At 36.6% G+C, this 21,535-nt stretch carries 13 protein-coding genes; 7 read left to right on the top strand and 6 right to left on the bottom strand.

What is annotated here, in order from left to right; genetic code table 11:
* Nucleotides 1-942: M20/M25/M40 family metallo-hydrolase (locus tag EGI22_RS08750; protein WP_255067816.1), on the top strand; the 942-nt coding region annotated here is incomplete at its 5' end.
* 76 nt (nucleotides 943-1,018) lie between these two features.
* Here EGI22_RS08750 and EGI22_RS08755 read toward each other — a convergent pair.
* A complete protein-coding gene (locus EGI22_RS08755) occupies nucleotides 1,019-4,426 on the bottom strand; it encodes a HEAT repeat domain-containing protein (protein WP_255067817.1) in 3,408 nt (1,135 codons plus the stop codon).
* Nucleotides 4,427-4,510: 84 nt separating this feature from the next.
* Between EGI22_RS08755 and EGI22_RS08760 the strand changes: the two genes are divergently transcribed.
* Nucleotides 4,511-5,248: a DUF6503 family protein gene (locus EGI22_RS08760; RefSeq protein ID WP_255067819.1), complete on the top strand. Its 738-nt coding sequence runs from the start codon at nucleotides 4,511-4,513 to the stop codon at nucleotides 5,246-5,248.
* Nucleotides 5,245-5,904 (top strand): GDSL-type esterase/lipase family protein, encoded by a 660-nt coding sequence (locus EGI22_RS08765; RefSeq protein WP_255067820.1) that lies wholly within the window; start codon nucleotides 5,245-5,247, stop codon nucleotides 5,902-5,904. The genes EGI22_RS08760 and EGI22_RS08765 overlap by 4 nt, the downstream gene beginning before the upstream one ends.
* Nucleotides 5,905-5,978: 74 nt before the next feature.
* Here the strand turns inward: EGI22_RS08765 and EGI22_RS08770 are convergent, their stop codons facing one another.
* The 5 genes from EGI22_RS08770 to EGI22_RS08790 all read right to left on the bottom strand — a co-directional run bounded on the left by EGI22_RS08770 (nucleotide 5,979) and on the right by EGI22_RS08790 (nucleotide 16,038).
* A complete protein-coding gene (locus EGI22_RS08770; protein ID WP_255067822.1) occupies nucleotides 5,979-8,954 on the bottom strand; it encodes a PVC-type heme-binding CxxCH protein in 2,976 nt (991 codons plus the stop codon).
* 74 nt (nucleotides 8,955-9,028) lie between these two features.
* On the bottom strand, nucleotides 9,029-10,096 hold the full coding sequence (locus EGI22_RS08775) for a phosphotransferase enzyme family protein (RefSeq protein WP_255067824.1): 1,068 nt from the start codon (nucleotides 10,094-10,096) through the stop codon (nucleotides 9,029-9,031).
* 49 nt (nucleotides 10,097-10,145) lie between these two features.
* On the bottom strand, nucleotides 10,146-12,251 hold the full coding sequence (locus tag EGI22_RS08780; protein ID WP_255067825.1) for a chitobiase/beta-hexosaminidase C-terminal domain-containing protein: 2,106 nt from the start codon (nucleotides 12,249-12,251) through the stop codon (nucleotides 10,146-10,148).
* Between the two features lie 6 nt (nucleotides 12,252-12,257).
* Complete coding sequence (locus tag EGI22_RS08785; RefSeq protein WP_255067826.1) at nucleotides 12,258-13,709, bottom strand: DUF1501 domain-containing protein; 1,452 nt, start codon at nucleotides 13,707-13,709, stop codon at nucleotides 12,258-12,260.
* A gap of 1 nt (nucleotide 13,710) precedes the next feature.
* Nucleotides 13,711-16,038 carry a PSD1 and planctomycete cytochrome C domain-containing protein gene (locus EGI22_RS08790; protein WP_255067828.1) on the bottom strand — a complete coding sequence of 776 codons (2,328 nt, stop codon included), beginning with the start codon at nucleotides 16,036-16,038 and terminating at the stop codon, nucleotides 13,711-13,713.
* A gap of 368 nt (nucleotides 16,039-16,406) precedes the next feature.
* Between EGI22_RS08790 and EGI22_RS08795 the strand changes: the two genes are divergently transcribed.
* Genes EGI22_RS08795 through scpA form a run of 4 tightly spaced genes read left to right on the top strand, consistent with a single transcriptional unit; the run spans nucleotide 16,407 to nucleotide 21,500 of the window.
* Nucleotides 16,407-16,886 carry an acetyl-CoA carboxylase biotin carboxyl carrier protein subunit gene (locus EGI22_RS08795; RefSeq protein WP_255067829.1) on the top strand — a complete coding sequence of 160 codons (480 nt, stop codon included), beginning with the start codon at nucleotides 16,407-16,409 and terminating at the stop codon, nucleotides 16,884-16,886.
* A gap of 1 nt (nucleotide 16,887) precedes the next feature.
* Complete coding sequence (locus EGI22_RS08800; RefSeq protein ID WP_255067830.1) at nucleotides 16,888-17,886, top strand: methylmalonyl-CoA mutase family protein; 999 nt, start codon at nucleotides 16,888-16,890, stop codon at nucleotides 17,884-17,886.
* Nucleotides 17,883-19,349 carry an acetyl-CoA carboxylase biotin carboxylase subunit gene (gene accC / locus EGI22_RS08805; RefSeq protein ID WP_255067832.1) on the top strand — a complete coding sequence of 489 codons (1,467 nt, stop codon included), beginning with the start codon at nucleotides 17,883-17,885 and terminating at the stop codon, nucleotides 19,347-19,349. The genes EGI22_RS08800 and accC overlap by 4 nt, the downstream gene beginning before the upstream one ends.
* Nucleotides 19,350-19,382: 33 nt before the next feature.
* The gene (gene scpA / locus EGI22_RS08810; protein ID WP_255067834.1) at nucleotides 19,383-21,500 is read left to right on the top strand and encodes a methylmalonyl-CoA mutase; all 2,118 of its coding nucleotides are present in this window, start codon (nucleotides 19,383-19,385) and stop codon (nucleotides 21,498-21,500) included.
* Nucleotides 21,501-21,535 lie beyond the last annotated feature (35 nt).

Here is a 21,535-nt window from a genome sequence, read left to right on the forward strand (position 1 = left end):
ACCGACGTAGTGCCTGTAAAAGGGCAAGATTGGATTACTGAGCCTTTTACACTTACCGAAAAAGACGAGAAATGGTTTGCTAGAGGTTCGTGTGATATGAAAGGTTTTTTAGCCTGCTGCCTAGCGAGTGTTGAACTTTTTAAAAACTCTAACCTTAAAAAACCCATCTATTTTGCTTTTTCTTATGACGAAGAAATAGGTTGCCTCTCGGGTTTTGAAACGGCTTGTGCCATTCGAGATTTTTATATTGAAAAACCAAAGTACGCAATAATTGGGGAAGCTACGATGATGAGTCCTGTAATTGGGCAAAAGGGCATTTGTGTAATGAAAACCACTGTTCATGGCTCTGCAGGACATAGCAGCCGAATAAAAACCGAAGTAAGTGCAATCCACATTGCTGCAAAATTGGTTGTATGGTTAGAGAATAAAATGAATGCATTATATGAGGCAGGTGAGACAGATGATAGATTCACACCAAATCATACATCTATACATGTGGGTCAATTTAACGGAGGAATAGCCCCGAATGTGATAGCTGATAAATGTACATTTTATTGGGATGTTCGTATTATACCAAAAAGTAATCTTGATGCTATTTTAGCCAACTTCCATAAATACTGTGATGAACTTGAAAAAGAATTACAAATAAGATTCCCTGGTGCTAAAATTATCACCGAAGTAGATCATCCAGCCGTTCCTCCTTTGGATACACCGGAGGGTTTGGAGGTTGTCCCACTGATTCAAAAAATATCAGAAAATCTGGAACTAAAAACTGTTGCTTATGCAGCCGAAGCGGGTCAATTTGCCTTGGCAGGATTCCAATCTGTTATTTGTGGCCCTGGAGATATAGCTCAAGCTCATAGACCCAATGAGTTCGTGGCAATAGAACAAATAGAAAAATGTTTGCAAATGTTCGAAAAATTGGCTATAGAACTTTCATGAAAATTTCAAAACTCCATTAAAAAAGGGAGAATACTTAAAAAATATTCTCCCTCCTTTTTTTCTAAATAACTAAGTTTTATTTCATTCCTGCCAAATATTCCACCAAGTCTCTCAATTCTCTTTTACTAAGAATTTCGCCCATTGGCGGCATTCCTGATGGCATATTTTCACGTCTTTCTATTCTGCTCAAAGCCACCTTAGTTGGTTCAGCATCAGAAGTAGTCAATACTATTTCATGTTCATTTTCAGAAGCAACAGTACCCATTATTTCGGTACCATCTTTTAAAACTAAATTTACTTGGCCATAGCCTGGCGATATTCTAGCACTTGGATTTACCAATGATTCGAGAATAATTTCACGGGTGAGAGTTTTTCCAATTTTGCTCAAATTTGGCCCGACTATGGCACCAGAACCAGGAGCACCGATTGAATGACACCTCACGCACTGTGCGGCAGAATTATTGTTAAAGACATTTCTTCCTTCCCAATAATTACCTCCAAAAAGTGCCACTTTAAATTCTTCTAGCCAATTATCTGATTTTTTTGAGGCTTTTAGTTTCTGAATTAAAACATCCGAACCCGTTTTATTTACTGTTTCAGTCAAATCCAACAACAATTCATTTTCAAGTTTGTCATCAGCCATCAAATCTATCATTGATGTTAAAACTTTCTGTGTTTTCACTAAAGGTAAGCTACCTAAAACACCAATTAACTTCTGCTTTTCCCTTACCGAACCCTTCTCAAAAATGGGTTTTAAAATATCATTCAATTCCGTTTCACTTATATCCAGATTGCTTAGACCACCTACTGCAGCAGTCCTAACTTCCGATTTTTCGTCTGCTAATCCTCTTTTTACGACTTCTCCAAGTTTTGCATAATTCAAACCACTCAAAGCATCTATGGCGGCTACTTTTACTTTTGCATCTGTTGATGTATTAAATATTTCTTCTAAATTTTGATTGAAAGCACTTATCTTAAGATTATTCAATAATTGAGCAATTGCTATTTGCGTAGCAGGGTTTTTATCGTTCAAAAACACGGAAACATGGGGTGTCAAGGCAGCAGATATAGCAGCAATATCACGATTGATTACTCCACGATAACGTCCATCTACTCTGTCTAAAACCGATGGCTCAGCCCAAGTGCCTAATGTGGCAATGGCCTCTGCTCTTAACTCATCCGAAATATTCTGCCTTTTCGCAAATTTGATAACAGCATCCATAGACTGATTATCTCCTAATCTTAAAGCAACATTTATGGCTCTTCTCAACAATGGCTCTGAGCTAAATCTTTCATTGTCCAAAACTTTTACCAAAGCCTCAAAAGCCCCTGGGATTGACAAATCATCATTTATAGCCCTCGCAGCTTCTGTCACAATATATTCATCTTCGTCATTTAAGAAAACAGCAATTTTATCACTTTTCATTCTTCTTAAAACCAAAACTGCTGCAGTTCTCAGTGCTTTGCTTTTATTGTTAGCAAGAGCCAAAACCTCAGTATCTGCACCTAACCTTGATAATGCCAAAACACCTGCATGTCTAAGATAAACATCTTCGTCATTATTTTGGCCTATCATTTTAATTATTGCAGATGCAGCATTTCTATTGCCAATTCTTCCCAATGCTTCGGCTGCATAAAACTTCACTCTTGAATTTTCATGGCTTAATAATTTCACCAATTCATCGTAAGCCTTCGCATTTTTCAAGTCTCCAAGCGTTTTGGCTGTTTGTGCAACCAACTCTGCATCAGCATTTTGTAACATCGGCAAAATTGCATCAGCAAAGGCAGAATTTGAACGAGCTAACATGCCAATACCCCAAATCGCATGAACTTTTGCCAATTGTTTATCCGAAGATTCTAAAGTTTTTTTGAATATATCAAAACCTTTTTGTCCTCTACTTACCAACTCAAACTGTGCTTTTTGGCGGATTCTCATATCATCAAAACCCAATAAATCGAATAACATCATATCTGTTTGGAGCGGGTATTTCAATTGCATGTAAGAAAGTGTTTTTTGTCTAATAGCCTCCAAATCATTTTCTGAATCCACTACATCCATTTTCCAAATCCTCCCATAATTCTTTGTATCCCAGCCATTTATCCAGTCAGCTACATATAAAGCACCATCAGGTCCAAACTTAATTCCTGTTGGTAATGCCCCACTCAAAATGTCAGTTTCTCCATCCAATACAAAGGAAGCTCCTTTTTGTTTAAGCCCAAACGACCAAATATGAGACCTCGAAGGTGTTCCTACAAACTCGACAATGAAAAATTTATTCAGCCATTTTTTTCCAAAAGCTGTTCCAGGATTAAACTGCATACCTGTTGGGCCATTGTGATAGTTTTGGATTGGAGGAATAATATAGGCAGCCTGACCTTCCCACCGAGGTACAAATAGTTTTTCATCCATCCATACTTTGTATTTATTATTTTTCGGGTCGGTATATTTACCATATTGCCAGTTTGCTCTCCAACCAGCATCCAAACCCTCTACAACGTGCATCAAACGCTCGCTTTCACCAGGATGGTCACCGTCATTGTCTTCTGTTATAATATTTCCGTATTGATCAAAAACAAACTCGTGGGTGTTTCTCAAACCTGCAGCAAAAACCTCAAAATCAGTACCATCAGGATTAGACCTAACGATTATTCCTTCATTTGGATATTCATACTTTTTACCTTCAACAGAGGTTAAATTTGCTCCTATATCACCAATTCCCCAATATATTCGGCCATCAGGACCTTCAATGGCTCCACTCATACCGTGTCCACCAAAACCAATATGAACCGCATAGCCGTGAGAAATTGATTTTCTTGTTTCATAAATGCCATCTCCGTTTTTGTCTGTTAACCGCCACATATCGGGCCCAGCACCCAAAAACGCATCTTTTCCTCTTACCAAAAGTGCTCCGGCCACATCGGTTATTTCTTCATTGAGACCATTAAAAACCCTCGTTGCTTTTTCTGCAACACCGTCTTTATTTAAGTCTTCAATTTTCCATATCTCCTCTTTTTCTACTGCCAAATCCTTCCAATCATGAACTCCATCTTCATTAAGGTCTTTAAGCCAAGAATTTTCCGCACTTTTGGAAGTAGCGAATGTTTCATGCAAAAAACTCCTCCTTTCTTCTAAAGATTGCAAACCTATAGAAGCAGTCATCCAATTTTGGTGACCACGGATATCAAATTCCGAGTTTTTTTGACGGTTGGTTCTTGTTATAAAAACTGCACCATCGTCGCCAATAGACATAGCAATAGGGTCAGGAGCAAGAGAATCGTTGGCCCAAAGTTTTACTTGGAGACCCTCTCCAACTTTTAAAGGTGTTTTTTCTCTTAATACCTGATTGTTTTTGACAGGCTCTGGATTACTATCCATAACCAAAAGCTGGGTATCATTTGCCGATTGTTTTTTGCAAGAATAAAACAAAACAAGGAATAATGAAATGCTTAAAATCCAAATGGTTTTTTGGGTAAATACTCTCATCGTATTTTTTTTAATGGTTGAAATTCTACAAAAATATAGAAAAAAAGCAGAATTAAATTCTCTATTTTTACTAAAAAAAACTTCATGAAAATAAATAGACTATTCAGCGGACTCCTTTTTTTACTCATCTTGAGTTTATACGCTTGCAAACCTTCAGCAGAAAGCATTGTAAATGAATGCATTGAAGTATACGGAGGAAAGAAATACGACAATTTTGACATAAGTCTAGAGTTTAGAAATATGCAATATTCTTTTATTAACCAAAACGGAAAATATTCAAATTCCAGAATGCAAATTGATAGTTCTGGAAAAAAAATAGTTGATATAGTAACCAATGATAGCTTCGAAAGAAAAATTGATGGATTGAAAGTGGAAGTGGCAGATTCTATGGTTGCGAAATATTCGAATTCTATAAACTCGGTGGTATATTTCTTCCTTTTGCCTAAACCATTGAATGATCCAGCTGTGCACAAAGAACTCATTGGCACCTCAACAATTAAAGGAAAAACTTATGATAAAATAAAGGTGAGCTTTGACGAACAAGGCGGTGGAAAAGACCACAATGATGTATTTATGTATTGGATAGAACAAAAAACCAAGGCCATGGATTATTTGGCATATTCTTACGAAACTAATGGCGGCGGAATAAGATTTAGAGAGGCATTTAACTGTAAAACCGAAAATGGCATAAAATTCTGCGATTATAAAAACTATGGATTTGAGGACTTAAATACTAAACTTGAAGACCTAGACAAATTGTTTGAAGACAATAAAATTCCTTTGAAATCAGAAATAATCAACCTAAATGTTAAAATAAAATGAAAGTATTTATTCTAAGCCTTATTCTTTGTTTCACCTTATTCTCTTTCAGAAGTAATCCTCCGCTTAAGATTATATTTTTTGGAGATTCTATCACACAAGCTGGTGTAAAACCTGGTGGATACATTACCCTTATGCAAGAAATGTTTGCCAAAGCTGGTGACAAATCGGAGTTGATTGGAGCTGGAATAGGTGGCAACAAAGTGTATGATTTGTATCTTAGAATGGAAGACGATGTTCTTTCAAAAAAGCCAGATGTGGTAATAATATATGTTGGCGTAAATGACGTTTGGCATAAAGCTAGCTACGGTACAGGAACAGACGCTGACAAATTCCCGAAATTCTATGCCGCCATGATAAAGAAAATGCAGGCAGCAGGAATAAAAGTGATTTGTGCAACTCCTGCGGCTATTGGCGAAAAAACCGACCATAGCAATCAGCAGGATGGAGACATGAATCTTTATTCTAATATTATAAGAGAGCAAGCAAAAGAAAATGGATGCGGATTGATTGACTTAAGAAAGGAGTTTTTAGCCTACAATCTTGCCAATAATCCTGAAAACAAAGACAGAGGAATCTTAACAACTGACCGCGTGCATCTCAACGAAAAAGGGAATATGTTTGTGGCTGAGCTGATGTATAAAGCTTTGATGCCATAAATGATTTTAGATATCTGTGCCATTGAGGGAATTCTAAAAAAGAATTTCCTCAATAAAAGTGGCAATATAAATTCCTACTTTAATCCAGACAAATACTCAATTAAATCAACATATTGTTTTTCTTCCAATGGGAAAGCTGGCATCATGGATGCATCCATAGGACTGACAGTTTTTACTTGGTTTTTCTTGTAAGTAATTTGATCTGATTGTCCCGGTACTTTTACTAAATAAGCGTCGCTTGTTTTGGAGGTAATTAAACCTTGGAAAGATGAACCATCAGAAAGCGTAATATTATAACCTTCGTAACCAAAACTTATCCCTTGATTCGGATTTATAATGGCATTGTAAATACTTTCTTTTGTTAGTTTTTTCCCGATTTCACTTAAGCCTGGACCGAAATCAACCCCTTCCTTATTAATCATGTGGCAAGATGAACAATACATCGAAAATATCTCTTTGCCTTTTTCAATATTCCCTTTTTTATTCAAAAAACCTACAGTTAATGGAACTGCAATAGTTTGAGGTTTCCCATATTTTTGTTCGAATTCCACCTTCAAGTCGCTATGAAAAGTCCTAGAAAGTACGATTTTAGCCGCAGGCAAAAACTCTTTTTTAAGTTTATTTACTTTCATTAAGTTCCAAAGTTTCACATCACTTTGATAGCCTTCCATGGCCAAAACTGCCGCTTCTCGAATAGCAAAAGGATAATTGTCATTTGAAAAAATCAAAACTAAAGCTTTGGTCACTGTTTCGTTATCTATCAAACCTATGCGTTGAATGGCTTTTATAGCCCTTTCTTGATTGAGTGGCTTTTGATTGATTGCGTCTTTCAAGGAAACCACCCCAAACATTTGTGTGAGAGCTTGAGCACCTTTTTCGTAGATTTCTTTATTTTCGTTTTCAAAAACAATCTTTTCTAAGCGTGGCCTTTGCTCATACAAATTATACTTCGAAACTATCTCGATAAAATCTTTGTCATTTTTAATATTATTTAACACTTTTGGCAAAACTGCCTTAAATTCTGGATTTAAAACTATGCTTTCGGCGTCAAAATGCTTGAAAACCAAAAGGCTTTGAGCTTCTGATTTAGTTTTTTTCAGCAAGCCCAAAAGTGCTTGATTTTTAGCGTTTTTTTCTTGAAAATCAAAAGCTCTGAAATACCTCGCTTGCGAACTTGCAGCTTCTTTTTCAATTATCTCTACCAAATATTGAGAGGTCTTTTTGGCTCTACTTCTCCAAATTAAATCTTTCGCCGAAACACTATTTATCCAATCTTTGCCTGCCAAATAGGCTTCCAAATATCCATCCCAGTGTTGTGATGCTCCAATCCCCAGGGCTTCTAAAAACCATCTATCGCCTGCTTTATAGGCATTTGCAAGATTCAGCCATGCTTGTTTATTTTGAGTTTCATATATAGCCGTCGCAACTGCCTGCTTCACCTGATACGAAGGATCTAATGCCATTTTACCATAAAAAGCACTATTGTTCGCTTTCTTCACCATCCTCACTGCAGCAGCCCTTATTTGTTCAATATTACTTTCGGAAGCTTCATTTACATATTTATTATCTAAACCAGATAACAGCCAATAAGCTCTCGCTTGAAAAACAGGATTTGGATTTTTAGTTAGGTTTATTAGAGCAGACTCGGCTTTTTTACCCATTTTTTGCAAGGCACTAAATGCCAAATATCTAATAGCATTTGATGGATTTTTAAGTGCTTCGATACAAGATCCAACATTTCCATAATCATATTTTGGCACCTTATACTTCATACTTTTAGAGGATATTCTATAGATACGACCTTTGTCTAAATCTCCAATAAAATGCCCGCCTACACCAGTATCATACCAATCAGCTACAAAAACAGAACCATCTGGTGCCGCACAAATATCTGAAGGTCGAAACCACATGTCTTTTGCAGAAGCATCTAAAATCACATTTTCAGCAATAGAATATCCAGCTCCTTTATTGGAAACTGTGTAACTCGAAACTTCATTGGTTCCTGCATCCGCCAAAAACAGACCATTATGGTATTTTTGTGGCAAAGCTTGTCCTTCATAAATAAAAATACCTGTTGGCGAGCCCGAACCAGTAACCAATAAGTTGGGCACTACACCTGGATCATTTTGATGCCAATGTTGATTAAAAACAGAATCTTCCAAATTGGTCCTTGCCACTCGCCAATCTGCCCCAGTCATTTCGTCTTTGTAACCGTAATTTCCATAAGTCAAAAGATAATTTATGCGGTTAGATTTTTTACCATCATCGTCATTGTCTGACTGCCAAATTCTTCCGAAAGAATCTACACAGAGTTCATAATTATTTCGAAAATTCCAACCTAAAACCTCAAAGTTTTTACCATCTAAATCACACCTTATAGCCATTCCATCTTGAAAAGGAGCCTTATTTTGACCGATTACTCTTCCATAAATATCTTTTAAAGGCTTATTGTTTTTATCTAACAAACCTTGTCCGAAATTTCCAAAATTAAAATACAATTTACCGTCAGGACCGAAAACACATGAATGTACGCCATGATCGCTTTGAAGACCAGCTACAGTTTTAAACAAAACCTCTTTTTTATCGGGAATATCATCTCCATTTTCGTCAGTAAAAAGAAAAACATTGGGACTACATGAAACAATCGTTTTATTTCCCAAAACCGTAATTCCGAGTGCAGAGTTTACATCCTCACCTTGATAAAAAACTTTGGTTTTGTCTGATTTTCCGTCACCGTCGGTATCTTCTAAAATCAGGATTCTATCGCCTTTTTTGCGGTAAGGCACATTGTTTACATCATTTCTATAGTTATATGCTTCGCAAATCCAAACTCTACCTTGGGCGTCAATATCCATATTGGTAGGATTGGCAAAGTCGGGTTCTGAGGCAAAAAGGGTCAATTCGAGCTCTGGATCTTTTAAATCTATTCCAGCAGTAGTGATTAATTCTTTGGTTTTCCCTTCAGGAAAACGGTCAAATTGTTCGCCTTTGGGAGAATTACAGGAAAATATTGTGAATATTAAAAAAATAAAAATCAGGACTTTGGGCATACAATTTATTATTGAAGACTCCGCTTAAATATTAAACAAAAATACGCAATAGAACCCAAAAGGATAAGGAATAATCAATTTGAAAGAAAAATATTTTCGATAATTTCTGCAAATTTCACTTCTTTCGAATAATAATCTTCCAATAAAACTCTCTGATTTATAGCTCTATTGAGGTTATGCTCTGGGTATTTAACGGGATAATAAATGTCATTGTTTAGATAATCTGCCAAAAAACGCAAGCCTTGCATATAAATCATGAAAGGTCCAGCAAAAATCAAACTTTGTTTTTCAGAAGCTGTCAAATGACTTTTCAACTCACCCACGTAACCTTTTACCAAGGCTTCAAAGTATTCTTCCCTTACTTTAACTTCAGAAAAATTTATGCTTTCTTCCGACTCCGCACTTGTAGAGGTCCTGACCATATCTCCAAGATCCGAAATTATCCTACCAGGCATTAAGGTGTCCAAATCACACACAGCGAGACTTTTGTTGGTGGTTTTATCAAAAAGCACATTGTTGATTTTGGTATCATGATGCATCATCCTTATTGGATAAGTTTCATCTGACACTATATTTTTATAAGTCTCTACAAGATTTTTATTTGCAAAACAAAAATCTATCTCGTCTTTCGCTTTTTTCTTCCTCGCTTCCGTTGCAGCAGTTAATGACTCTTCAAACTGCTCATATCGCCAAGCCAAATCATGAAATCCCGGAATACTCGGTTGCAGGTCGCCCAAATCCATCCCATGAAGGTTCTTGGCCAATAAACCAAAAGCTTTCGCGGCATCAAATGCCATTTCTGGATTATCTAAGGTATTGATAGAATATGAATTAGGAATGAACTGTGTTAATCGCCAAAACTCATTTTCATGTTCAAAAATATCCTGTTTGTCCTTGGTTTGTATTTGGTGGATAAAGAGATATTCAGGATGGTTTCTTTTTAGAAAATCTGAGGTATTGCCTATATTTTGGGCAATTATATAAGGATTTTTGAAAACATTAACGTTTATTTTTTGCAAAATATACTTATCCTCACTCGATTGTGATTCAAGCAAATAAGTACTATTAATATGACCTGAACCGAATTCTTTTATTTTGAATTCGGCATTACATAAACCAAACGCTTCTAAGATTTTCTCCAATTTTAATTATGATATAAAAAACACAAAACTAAACAATTGCCACAAAAACTCAATAAAAAAACACTTCATCAACAAAAAGCCAACCTTTATCCCCTTTCCCTGGATGCCAATTGGGCAACTTTTTTAACGGACTAGCCACTATCTTCAGTGCTTCAATATTTTCTTTATCTATTTTAACATCCAAACCTTTTGTACCACTAATAGTCAACTTAGTCAACTGCGGAACATCGATTTTCTTAAAGTGCTCAAAAGGCTTCCCTCCTATTTTCACCCAAATATCAACCGAGACCGGAGGCATAATATAAGCATCCGTTTTTTCGGCATAACTTAAGGTGAGGCCATTTATTTTAGTAGGTTTTTCAAAAACAAATTCGCCCTCAAAATTATTTTCTCTAAAACCTAACCAGTTTTTATCTTTGAAATTTATCGGATCTCCTTGCTTGCCATCTATTAAAGTTTCGTTCCCATTTCCCACATATTTAGGGTCTGCCGGTAGATTCAGTTGGGCAGTTTTGGCTTTAATATCAGATTTGAAAAAATAATAGTTTTTAACATTTGAGGCTAACCAACCTTCTTTTGTGGCCAAAACGCTGACTTGACCGTAGTTTTTAATACTTAATGGTTCTTTATAAATCAATGATTTGGAAGAATCTGGAACCGAACCATCTAGCGTATATCTTATCTCAACATTTTGAAGCGAATGTTTAAACTGCACTTTAGCGTTTTTATCTAAAACAGATGACTCATTCACAAGAATAGGTGCATTTAGTTTTAGTATTTCGCTTTCGTCAGGAACATAGCCAAACTCAATATCCATTTTTGACTTTTTCAATTCGGCTTGTTGAGCTGGGTTAAAGTGTGTTTCCCAAAGGAAAACTTTCTTCAAAGAAGGCATGCTTAAAACTTTTTTCAATTCCCCAAAATTCAGCTTTGTATTTGCTAATGCCAATCCCTCTAAGTTTTTGCAAGATTTTAATTGCTCAATTCCTTTTCCAGTAATATTGGTTTGGTTAAGATTGAGATATTCCAAATTTTTAAATTTGGCTATTTCAGAAAATACACCATCATCTACAGGCATTTTTGAAAGATTCAAACTGACTATTTGTTCACTCAGATTCGACAAATCTTGCAAAGTTTTTGGGTCAAACTTGGAACTCACAAAGAAATTCACCTTTAAAGCTGGTGAACCTGAAGCTATCGGAGCAATGGTACAAAACGGCGAATTATATTTCTCCAATTGACCTTCGCTGACTGCAGAGAAATTGTAAACCTTTACGTTTTCTGATTTAGTTTCGCCTTTTAATGTATAAAAAAATGAATTAGGTTTTATGTCAGAAAGCTTAGTTTCATAATTCGCTCCTTCTTTTATCCAGTTTTTCAAAACATTCAATTCTATTTCAGTCAACTGAGGCTTACCTTTTGGTGGCATGTGTTTTTTGTCTTCCAAGTCCAAATATGCTCGCTTAAGCAAATGACTATTTAAGGTATCTCCCCCAACCCAAAGTTTGCCATTTTTACCTCCAATCTTAATTTTTTCAATGGTACTCATGTCAAGTTTCCCTTTTGCTTTTTGGGAATTGTGACAGCTTTTGCATTTTTTATCAAGAATAGAATTTACAAATTTCTCAAAAACAGTATTGGCTTCAACTTCTTTTTTAGGACCAAATAAAAAATCTTCTCCATGCGTAATATTGCCTCCTAAATGCCCAACTGCAAGCATTAAACCTATACTTGCAAAAATCGAAATTTTAGACTTTAAAGGATTAGAAAAAAAGAAGTTCCTAAATTCATAAAGTGCATATAATAAAATACTTAAGATTACACCTGTGTATTTATGATTTTGCAAAGTGGCGGCTTCATAGCCATTTTCAAAAGACAAAACCAAACCTGCAAAAGCACTCAAAACCGCAAAAAATGAAAGAATCAATAATAAGTTTTCGAGTATTAAATCAAAAGAAGTCTTCTCAATTTTTGATTTCAAGAAGTAGAAAAACAATAAACCAATCGCTAAACCAATAGGAATATGCAAAACCATTGGGTGGGTACGACCGACAAAGCTCATCCAAGATGGGATGCTTACTTTATCATTAAAAAAAGCTATAAACAGAAGTAATACATTCAAGCCCAAACAAAACAAAGACAGTATTCTTTTCATAGATTTTTAGGCCAAAAGTCCGGGGATTACTTTTCCAGCTATATCTGTCAATCTGTATCTTCTGCCGAGGTGTTTATAGGTCATGGCTTCGTGGTTTAATCCCATACAATGCATTACAGTAGCGTGGAAATCATGAATATGAACAGGGTCTTTGATAATATTATAACCCAATTCGTCTGTTTCGCCATAAACAGTTCCACCTTTTATACCACCGCCTGCCATCCAAATACTATACGCTCTTGGGTGATGATCACGGCCGTAATTGTCCACACCAAATTTACCTTGCGAGTAATTTGTCCGGCCAAACTCCCCGCCCCAAATCACCAAAGTCTCGTCCAAAAGTCCTCTTTGTTTTAAATCGGTCACTAATGCCGCAGACGCTCTATCAACATCTTCGGCCTGAAGTGGCATCTCTCCTGTAAGATTGCCGTGTTGATCCCAACCTTGGTGATAAAGCTGTACAAACCTCACCCCAGACTCAGAGAGTTTTCTTGCCAAAAGTGCGTTGGCAGCATAAGTCCCAGGAACCAAACAATCAGGACCATACATCTTTATGATATGATCAGGCTCTTTCGACAAGTCCGTTAATTCTGGTACAGCGGTTTGCATTCTGTACGCCATCTCATATTGCTTGATTTTAGCTTCAACTTCTGGATCAGCATTTTGGTCAAAACCCAAATGATTTAACTCCGCCAATTTATCCAACATTCTTCTGCGAGAAGTCTTGTCTGTACCTTCTGGGTTATTCAAATACAAAATAGGATCTTCGCCACTTGAAAAAACCACCCCTTGATGGGTAGAATCTAGAAAACCATTGGTCCAAAGCTTTGAATATACCCCTTGACCGTTTCCTCTTCCACGCGACAAAAGCACACAAAAAGCTGGCAAATTTTGGTTTTCACTTCCCAAACCATAACTCATCCAGGCACCCATACTCGGCCTATTGCCCACTTGAGCACCCGTTTGTAGAAATGTCAATGCAGGGTCATGATTAATAGCTTCCGTATTCATGGTTTTCACAATACAGATATCATCAGCTATTTTAGCAATATTCGGAAACAATTCCGATATCCAAGCACCGGATTTCCCATGCTGATTAAATTTAAAATATGAGCCCACCATCGGGAAATTCGACTGACCAGATGTCATTCCTGTAAGCCTTTGCCCGTTTCGAATCGACTCCGGCAAATCTTGCCCAGCGAGCTTATTGAGCATTGGTTTATAATCAAAACTTTCCAATTGCGATGGAGCACCGTTTTGGAATAGGTAAATTACCCGCTTGGCTTTAGGAGCAAAATGTGGCAAACCTAAAGGAAAACTTGAGGCCAAATCGCCCGTTTTAAACAAATCAGGCATCATCATAGAGCCTAAAGCCATACTTCCCAATCCAACGGCAGCTTTTCCCAAAAAATGTCGGCGATTGACATTCAGCCTATTTTTCAAAAATTCATTCTCCATATTAAACTCTAATGAGGGTTTCTTCCATATTAAAAATCATCTGATAAGTTTGCAAAAGAGCCGCAAAACCAACCAAATCTTTCACATTTTTATGCTCATATTCACCTATTTTTTGCAAAGCCAAGGTTTTTTTAGGTTCATTTTTAAAGAAGGCTTTTTCGTCTTCGTAATAGCTCAGCAAAATCATCAACTCTTTTTTGCTTGGTTTCCGACATATTATACTTCTAAAACCATTTTCAAGTGCCTCTTCTATTTTGATATTTTTAAGCATTTGTTCTTGAGCCATAACTCTCGAACTTTCTAGCACATGTGGGTCATTTAGCATGGCCAATGCTTGCAAAGGCGTGTTGGTTCGCGTTCTTTGTACCTCACATTGGTCTCTATTGCTAGCATCAAAAATCAACATTGCAGGCGGCGGAACCGTCCTTTTTATAAACACATACATGCCTCGGCGGTACAAATCCTTCCCATGGTCTTGCACATAAGTTGCCAAAGTTCCTCTTCCTGATGTCGCCACTTCCCAAAGTCCTTTGGGCTGATAAGGTTTTATACTCGGCCCACCTATTTCTTCATTTAGAATTCCCGAAGCTGACAAAACATGGTCTCGAACCATCTCTGCGGGAATCCGCATTCGTGTGGAGCGAGCCAAATATTTATTTTCAGGGTCTTTTTGCAAATGCTCTTTTTTCACATTGGAAGACTGCCTGTAGGTAGAAGACATTACAATTTGCTTAACCAAGCGTTTGATATTCCAGCCATTTTGTCGAAAATCCGCCGCCAGCCAATCCAGTAATTCAGGATGAGTGGGTAGCTCGCCTTGCATACCAAAATCGCCTGTGGTTTTCACTAAACCTCTTCCAAAAAACTGATCCCAAATCCTGTTTACATAGACGCGACTAGTTAAAGGATTTTTTGCATCAAATAACCACTGACTAAGGCCCAGTCTGTTTTTTTCATAATTCTGGAATTTAAGGATTGCTTCAGGAGTGGTAAAATCTACAACTTTTCCATGCGAATCATAATTGCCTCTTTCCAAAATATAGGTTGGTTGTAATACTGAAGAGTCTTTCATAATCATCACCTGAAGCTTGGTAGTATCTTTTTTATTGATAAAATTAAAAATACTCTTAACGTCTTCATTTTTGATTTCCATATTGGGCGGATCTGCAAATGAGGCATCAATTGTTCCAAATATTCCTCTTTCGGGCACTTGATTAAAAAACGCAAATGTGCCGTAATATTCCTCATGACTTATTGGGTCAAACTTGTGCGTATGGCATTTTGCACATTCTAAAGTCATGGCCAGTATAGACTTTCCAAACGTATTGGTACGGTCAGTCACATATTCTACCCTATATTCCTCGTCAATCACGCCGCCTTCTTGCGTGATTTTATGGTTTCTGTTAAAACCTGTAGCCAATTTCATTTCTTTGGCTTTGGGATGCCATTTCATTTTATCGGCCAAAATATCCCCAGCTAACTGCCAAGTAATGAATTTTTTATAAGTATAATTAGAATTAAAAGCATGAATAACCCAATCTCTCCAAGGCCACATGGTTCGCAAACCATCGTCTTGATAGCCATGCGAATCGGCGTATCTGGCGATATCCAGCCAATTCAGAGCCATTCTTTCGCCAAAATGTTGGTTTTTCAGAAGCTGGTTTACTACTTTTTCGTAAGCTTCAGGGCTTTCGTCTTTTAAAAAAGCCTCTTGCATTTCTATTGTAGGCGGCAAACCTACTAAATCAAAACTTACGCGTTTCAGTAAACTTTCTTTATCTACTTGCTCCGAAGGAGACAGCCCCAGACTTTTCATTTTATCAAAAACAAAATAATCAATTTCATTATTCACCCAATCTTTGTCGGCTTTGGGCAAAGGAGATTTTTCAGGAGGAATGAAAGCCCAATGTTTCTTAACTTTCGCACCTTGACTTATCCATTTTTCTATGATTTTTATCTCATCTTCGGTCAATGTCAAATTTGAGTTTGGTGGAGGCATTCGCAAAGAAGTATCTTTAGAAATAATCCTTTGAAACAAATCTGATTTTTGAGGATTTCCCTTAACTACAACATGTGCTTTGGGATTATCTTGTAAAGCAGCAAATGCACCGTCCTCAGTATCTAACCTAAGATTTGCCTCGCGTTTTTTTTCATCGGGGCCATGGCAAGCAAAGCATCTATCTGACAGAATCGGCCTAACATGGAAATTGTAATCAATCACATCAGGCACTCCTTGAGCTGTGGAATCGGTACATTCAAAATTGATGAAGACAATTCCTGTCAAGGTGAATACTAGGAAAAAGGCTTTATTAATTAGCTTCTTATTCATAAAGGATGATTTACCATACAATAATATTAAATTTTTTTAATAAATATCCGAGAATTTGAAAACTTTATTGAAAACGTAATTCTAAAACTAAAAACTTATAAATAATAAAAATAAAACTATTTTAATATTATTAATTCCGAAATCAAAATTTCGAATTATCACCTTCCTAAATATAATTATAATATTTCAACCAATTCAGTATGAAAAAATGAGAATAATTCAATTTTGAAAATTCAGAAAATCAGCAAAACCCTTGTATTATTTCAATAAATCAAAAAAAATAATTGTACTATTTTAATTTTTTATATATTCTTTAAAAGTTTCTTGAATGCAATCGTTATCTTGCAATACATAAATTATAGGACATTATGCCAGAGCAAAAGATTATTGTAAACGCTGGAGGCTTCGACTTTGAATTTGAAAAAGACAAAATCGCAAAGTTTGAAATTGTAAACAATAAAGATGAGAACTTCAGTTTTTTGTACGAAAACCAAAATATAAAAGGCAATATTATCTCTGCCGACAATAAAAAATATATAATAGAATTAGACGGAGAAAGATTTCCAGTTCAGATCAAAAATGAATTGGATCAGGTTTTAGACCAAATGGGATTAAACAAACCAAAGACAACTAAAATCAATGCTATAAAAGCTCCTATGCCAGGTTTGGTGATAGAAATTTGCGTTACTGAAGGTCAGGAAATAATAGAAAATGACAAAGTTTTGATTTTGGAAGCCATGAAAATGGAAAATGTCATTAAAATTCCGCACGAAGCTGTGGTTAAAAAAATCCTCGTAAAAACTGGACAAGCCGTAGAAAAAGGTCAAACTTTAATTGAACTTGCCTAATATGAAAGATTTTTTCGAAGAATTCGAGCCTGCGAATTATACCGAATGGCGAAAATTGGTTGAAAAAGAGCTAAAAAGACCGCTTGAAACTTACCAGATTTCAGAGGGTGTTACGGCTAATCCTTTTTTGGGAAATTCAAAACCAAGTGCTTTAACTAGTATACAATCCTCAGGAGAAGGTTGGATAATCTCGCAGGAAATATTTGGAGAGAATTCTTCTGAAATAAATCGAAATATTATATCTGCTCTAGAAAACGGTGCTTCTGGAATTTGTATAGATATTAATGAGGAAACGTTTGATTTTGAAACGGTATTCCAAGGTATTTTTCTAAATTTTATTGAAATTCGTTTTTGTATAAAAACGACTAATCAAGATGAATTTATCACAAAGCTCAAAGAATATTTTCAAGGCAAAAATTCAAAACTTATTTTTTCTGGTTTAAATGAAAATTTGTATCCAGAAATTAAGGATTTAGGTAAAATAGCTATTGATATTCTTCCAAATGAGGTTCTTGCCAAAAGTATTTCAGAAAGTCTCAGAAAAGTAGAAATTTTAACTTTTCATGAAGGAATAAAAGCTGTTTTAATTCTTGAGGCAAATGAAAACTTTTATCTTAACATTGCTCAACACAAGGCCATAAAAATCTTATGGAATAAAATAGCTGAAGCTTACAATTCAGAAGAGAAACAAATAGATATCTACACCGAAATCCAACAAAAACAAGAAAGCCCAAACTCTCAAACGATAGCTGCTACGCAGATGGCAGCTTCGAGCATAATGGGTGGAACAGATAGTGTTTTGATTAAAACTATTCCATTCGACAGCGAGAAATATGAAAAAGATTTTGCTCCTAGAATAACAAGAAACATTCAAAATATACTTTGGAATGAGAGTTTTCTTTTTAGAGTAAATGATCCCTCGGCAGGTAGTTATTTTATAGATGTCATCTGCCAAAACTTGATAAATGAAATTTGGAAATTGTTCATAATAGATAAATGAAGAAGATTTTAGTTGCCAATAGAGGCGAAATAGCCCTGAGAATTATGCGAAGCATAAAAAAAATGGGTATAAAAACAGTGGCGGTATATTCAGAGCCTGACAGAAATGCAATGCACGTAAGGTTTGCTGACGAAGCAGTTTGCTTGGGCGAGGCTGCATCTAGCCAATCCTACCTAAACATGGACAAAATAATAGATTTTGCTACAAAATTAGGCGTGGACGGCATACATCCTGGCTATGGATTTTTAAGTGAAAACGCCATTTTTGCAGAAAAAGTAACCAAAGCGGGCATCACTTTTATTGGGCCAGAACCTGCTTCAATTACCCTTATGGGCTCAAAACTCGCTGCCAAAGATTGTGTAAAACAATACGATATCCCAATGGTTCCTGGTACAGATCAGGCCATCACGGATATTCCTGAAGCTCAAAAAATTGCCGCCAGTATTGGTTTTCCAATATTAATAAAAGCCTCAGCAGGTGGCGGTGGAAAAGGCATGCGTGTAGTTGAAAAAGCCGAAGATTTTGTAGAACAAATGGACAGAGCTATTTCTGAAGCCAAATCGGCTTTTGGAGACGGTTCGGTTTTTATAGAAAAGTATGTGGGCTCACCAAGGCACATTGAAGTTCAAGTTTTGGGTGATAAACATGGCAACATTGTACACCTTTTCGAAAGAGAATGTAGCATTCAGCGTCGCCATCAAAAAGTGATAGAAGAGGCTCCGTCGGGAATATTAACAGAAGAAAAAAGGCAAAAAATAGGAGAAGCAGCAGTAAAAGTGGCTAAATCATGCAACTACGTAGGAGCAGGTACAGTCGAATTTCTTTTGGATGAAAACTTAGATTTTTATTTCTTAGAAATGAATACTCGACTTCAGGTTGAGCACCCTGTAACTGAGTTCATTACAGGCATAGACTTGGTAGAAGAACAAATAAAAATTGCTCGTGGTGAAAAGCTTTCGTTTTCGCAAGAAGATTTAAAAATCAATGGTCATGCGGTTGAACTTCGGGTATATGCCGAAGATCCATTGAACGATTTCTTGCCATCTATCGGAACTATCACTAAATACGAAAAACCATCAGGAGAGGGAGTTAGATTAGATGATGCCTATGAAGAGGGCATGGATATTCCGATTTATTATGACCCAATGATAGCTAAATTGGTGACTTTTGGAAAAGACAGAGCCACGGCAATTCAAAAAATGAAAGAAGCCATAGCAGCTTACAAAATCGAAGGATTTGCAACTACACTACCTTTCGGATTATTTGTAATGGACCACGAAGCTTTCCAAACGGCCAATTTCGATACGCATTTTGTAAAAAAATACTTCTCTAAAGAACAAGCTCAGGCTTGGCAAAAAGGAAAAGCAAGAAAAGCAGCATTGATGGCATTAGCTCACTGGAATGCCAACAAGGACACTTTGAAAACAATAAATATTGAAAACCGAAATTGGAAAAAACGTTAATAAAAACGATTTGGGCTAATATTAAAAACTAAAATGAAAAGACCTGATTTTTCAAAAATAACATTCGACAAACCTTCAATTGAACAAGCTGAAGGTTTTAAAGAATACATTACTTCAGAAGGAATTGTTGTCAAAAACATTTGCTCTCCTGTCGTTCAGGATCATCAGGTTTTCACTTCTGGAATTGCTCCGTTTTTAGGTGGCCCTTATGCGAGCATGTATCTTAACAGACCGTGGACTATTCGTCAATACGCTGGTTTTTCGACTGCACAAGAGAGTAATGCATTTTACAGAAAAAACTTAGCTCAGGGTCAAAAAGGCCTTTCTGTTGCATTTGACTTAGCAACACATCGAGGCTATGATTCAGACCACCCTCGTGTAAGCGGTGATGTGGGCATGGCTGGAGTGGCCATAGATTCGGTCGAAGATATGAAGATACTTTTTGACCAAATTCCACTTGACCAAATGTCCGTCTCGATGACCATGAATGGTGCTGTGATACCAGTTTTAGCTTTTTTTATAGTTGCAGCTGAGGAACAAGGCGTAAGCATGGAAAAGCTTTCGGGAACCATTCAAAATGATATTTTGAAAGAATTTATGGTGAGAAATACCTATATCTATCCACCAAAACCTTCCATGAAAATCATTGCGGATATTTTTGATTTTACTTCGAAAAATATGCCCAAATTCAACTCCATAAGTATCAGTGGCTACCACATGCACGAAGCTGGTGCTCCTGCACATGTTGAACTCGCCTACACATTGGCTGATGGATTGGAATACTTGAAAACAGGTATAGAAAAAGGCTTAGACATAGATGATTTTGCTCCTAGACTTTCATTTTTCTGGGGCATAGGCATGAATTTCTTTATGGAAATAGCCAAAATGCGTGCGGCTAGGTTACTTTGGGCTAAAATCGTAAAAAGATTTAACCCAAAAAATCCAAAGTCTTTAGCTTTAAGAACGCATTGCCAAACTTCTGGCTGGAGCCTAACGGCCCAAGACCCTTTTAACAACATAGCCCGAACAACCATAGAAGCCATGGCTGCGGTGTTTGGAGGAACGCAATCCTTGCATACCAATTCATTGGACGAAGCCATCGCTCTGCCAACCGATTTTTCAGCGAAAATTGCCCGCGACACGCAGAAATATCTCCAGTCAACTGAGGCAGGAATATGCGAAGCAGTTGACCCTTGGGCAGGCTCATATTATGTTGAATATCTCACAGCAGAATTGGTAAAAAAAGCATGGGAGCTAATAGAGGAAACAGATCAAGTAGGCGGCATGGCCAATGCGATAGAAAAAGGAATTCCGAAATTAAAAATAGAAGAAGCAGCAACAAAAAAACAAGCGGCAATAGATAGCGGCACAGAAATAATAGTTGGTGTAAACCAATACACGGTTTCTCAAAATACGATTTTAAACACTTTAGAAGTTGATAATGAAGCTGTAAGGATTGGACAAATTGCTTTAATCAATAAAATCAAAAAAGAAAGAAATACAGAAAAAGTAAACCTTGCCTTGCTTGAGTTGACAAAAGCAGCACAAACTGGGGAAGGGAATTTATTAGAAAAAGCCATAATTGCCGCCAAAGTAAGATGTACTTTAGGTGAAATTTCGGATGCTATGGAAGTGGCCTTTGGAAGGTATAAAGCTGATATTCAATCTGTAAAAGGCGTATATTCAAAAGCTATGCATGACAACAAATCATTTGAAGAAGCAAAAAAACTAAGTGATAGTTTTCTTGCGTTTGACGGTAGAAGACCTAGGATTTTGGTTGCCAAATTGGGTCAAGATGGTCACGACCGGGGAGCCAAAGTTATAGCCACGGGTTTTGCAGATATCGGCTTCGATGTGGATATCGGCCCTTTGTTTCAAACGCCGCAAGAGGCAGCTCAACAGGCTATTGAAAACGACGTACATGTGGTAGGAATAAGCTCATTGGCTGCTGGTCATAAAAAATTAGTACCAGAAGTCATCGAAATACTAAAAAAACTGGGAAGGCCTGATATCAAAGTGATTGTAGGTGGCGTAATTCCACCACAAGACTATGATTTTCTTTATAAAAAAGGAGTTTCTGCAGTTTTTGGGCCAGGTACGCCAATTGCCAATGCAGGAAAAGAAATAATAGAACTTTTAATGAAAGATTAAAGTAAGAATTAATAGGTTAAAAGTAAAAAAGTTTG

Source organism: Lacihabitans sp. LS3-19 (genome assembly GCF_024343575.1).
Taxonomy (GTDB): domain Bacteria; phylum Bacteroidota; class Bacteroidia; order Cytophagales; family Spirosomataceae; genus Leadbetterella.

What these genes read in the sequence shown, in the direction of transcription:
- EGI22_RS08785 (WP_255067826.1), bottom strand. Translation starts at nt 13,709, where the DNA reads ATGGAGAATGAATTTTTGAAAAATAGGCTGAATGTCAATCGCCGACAT.
- accC (WP_255067832.1), top strand. Translation starts at nt 17,883, where the DNA reads ATGAAGAAGATTTTAGTTGCCAATAGAGGCGAAATAGCCCTGAGAATT.
- EGI22_RS08790 (WP_255067828.1), bottom strand. Translation starts at nt 16,038, where the DNA reads ATGAATAAGAAGCTAATTAATAAAGCCTTTTTCCTAGTATTCACCTTG.
- EGI22_RS08800 (WP_255067830.1), top strand. Translation starts at nt 16,888, where the DNA reads ATGAAAGATTTTTTCGAAGAATTCGAGCCTGCGAATTATACCGAATGG.
- EGI22_RS08755 (WP_255067817.1), bottom strand. Translation starts at nt 4,426, where the DNA reads ATGAGAGTATTTACCCAAAAAACCATTTGGATTTTAAGCATTTCATTA.
- EGI22_RS08765 (WP_255067820.1), top strand. Translation starts at nt 5,245, where the DNA reads ATGAAAGTATTTATTCTAAGCCTTATTCTTTGTTTCACCTTATTCTCT.
- EGI22_RS08795 (WP_255067829.1), top strand. Translation starts at nt 16,407, where the DNA reads ATGCCAGAGCAAAAGATTATTGTAAACGCTGGAGGCTTCGACTTTGAA.
- EGI22_RS08780 (WP_255067825.1), bottom strand. Translation starts at nt 12,251, where the DNA reads ATGAAAAGAATACTGTCTTTGTTTTGTTTGGGCTTGAATGTATTACTT.
- EGI22_RS08770 (WP_255067822.1), bottom strand. Translation starts at nt 8,954, where the DNA reads ATGCCCAAAGTCCTGATTTTTATTTTTTTAATATTCACAATATTTTCC.
- scpA (WP_255067834.1), top strand. Translation starts at nt 19,383, where the DNA reads ATGAAAAGACCTGATTTTTCAAAAATAACATTCGACAAACCTTCAATT.
- EGI22_RS08760 (WP_255067819.1), top strand. Translation starts at nt 4,511, where the DNA reads ATGAAAATAAATAGACTATTCAGCGGACTCCTTTTTTTACTCATCTTG.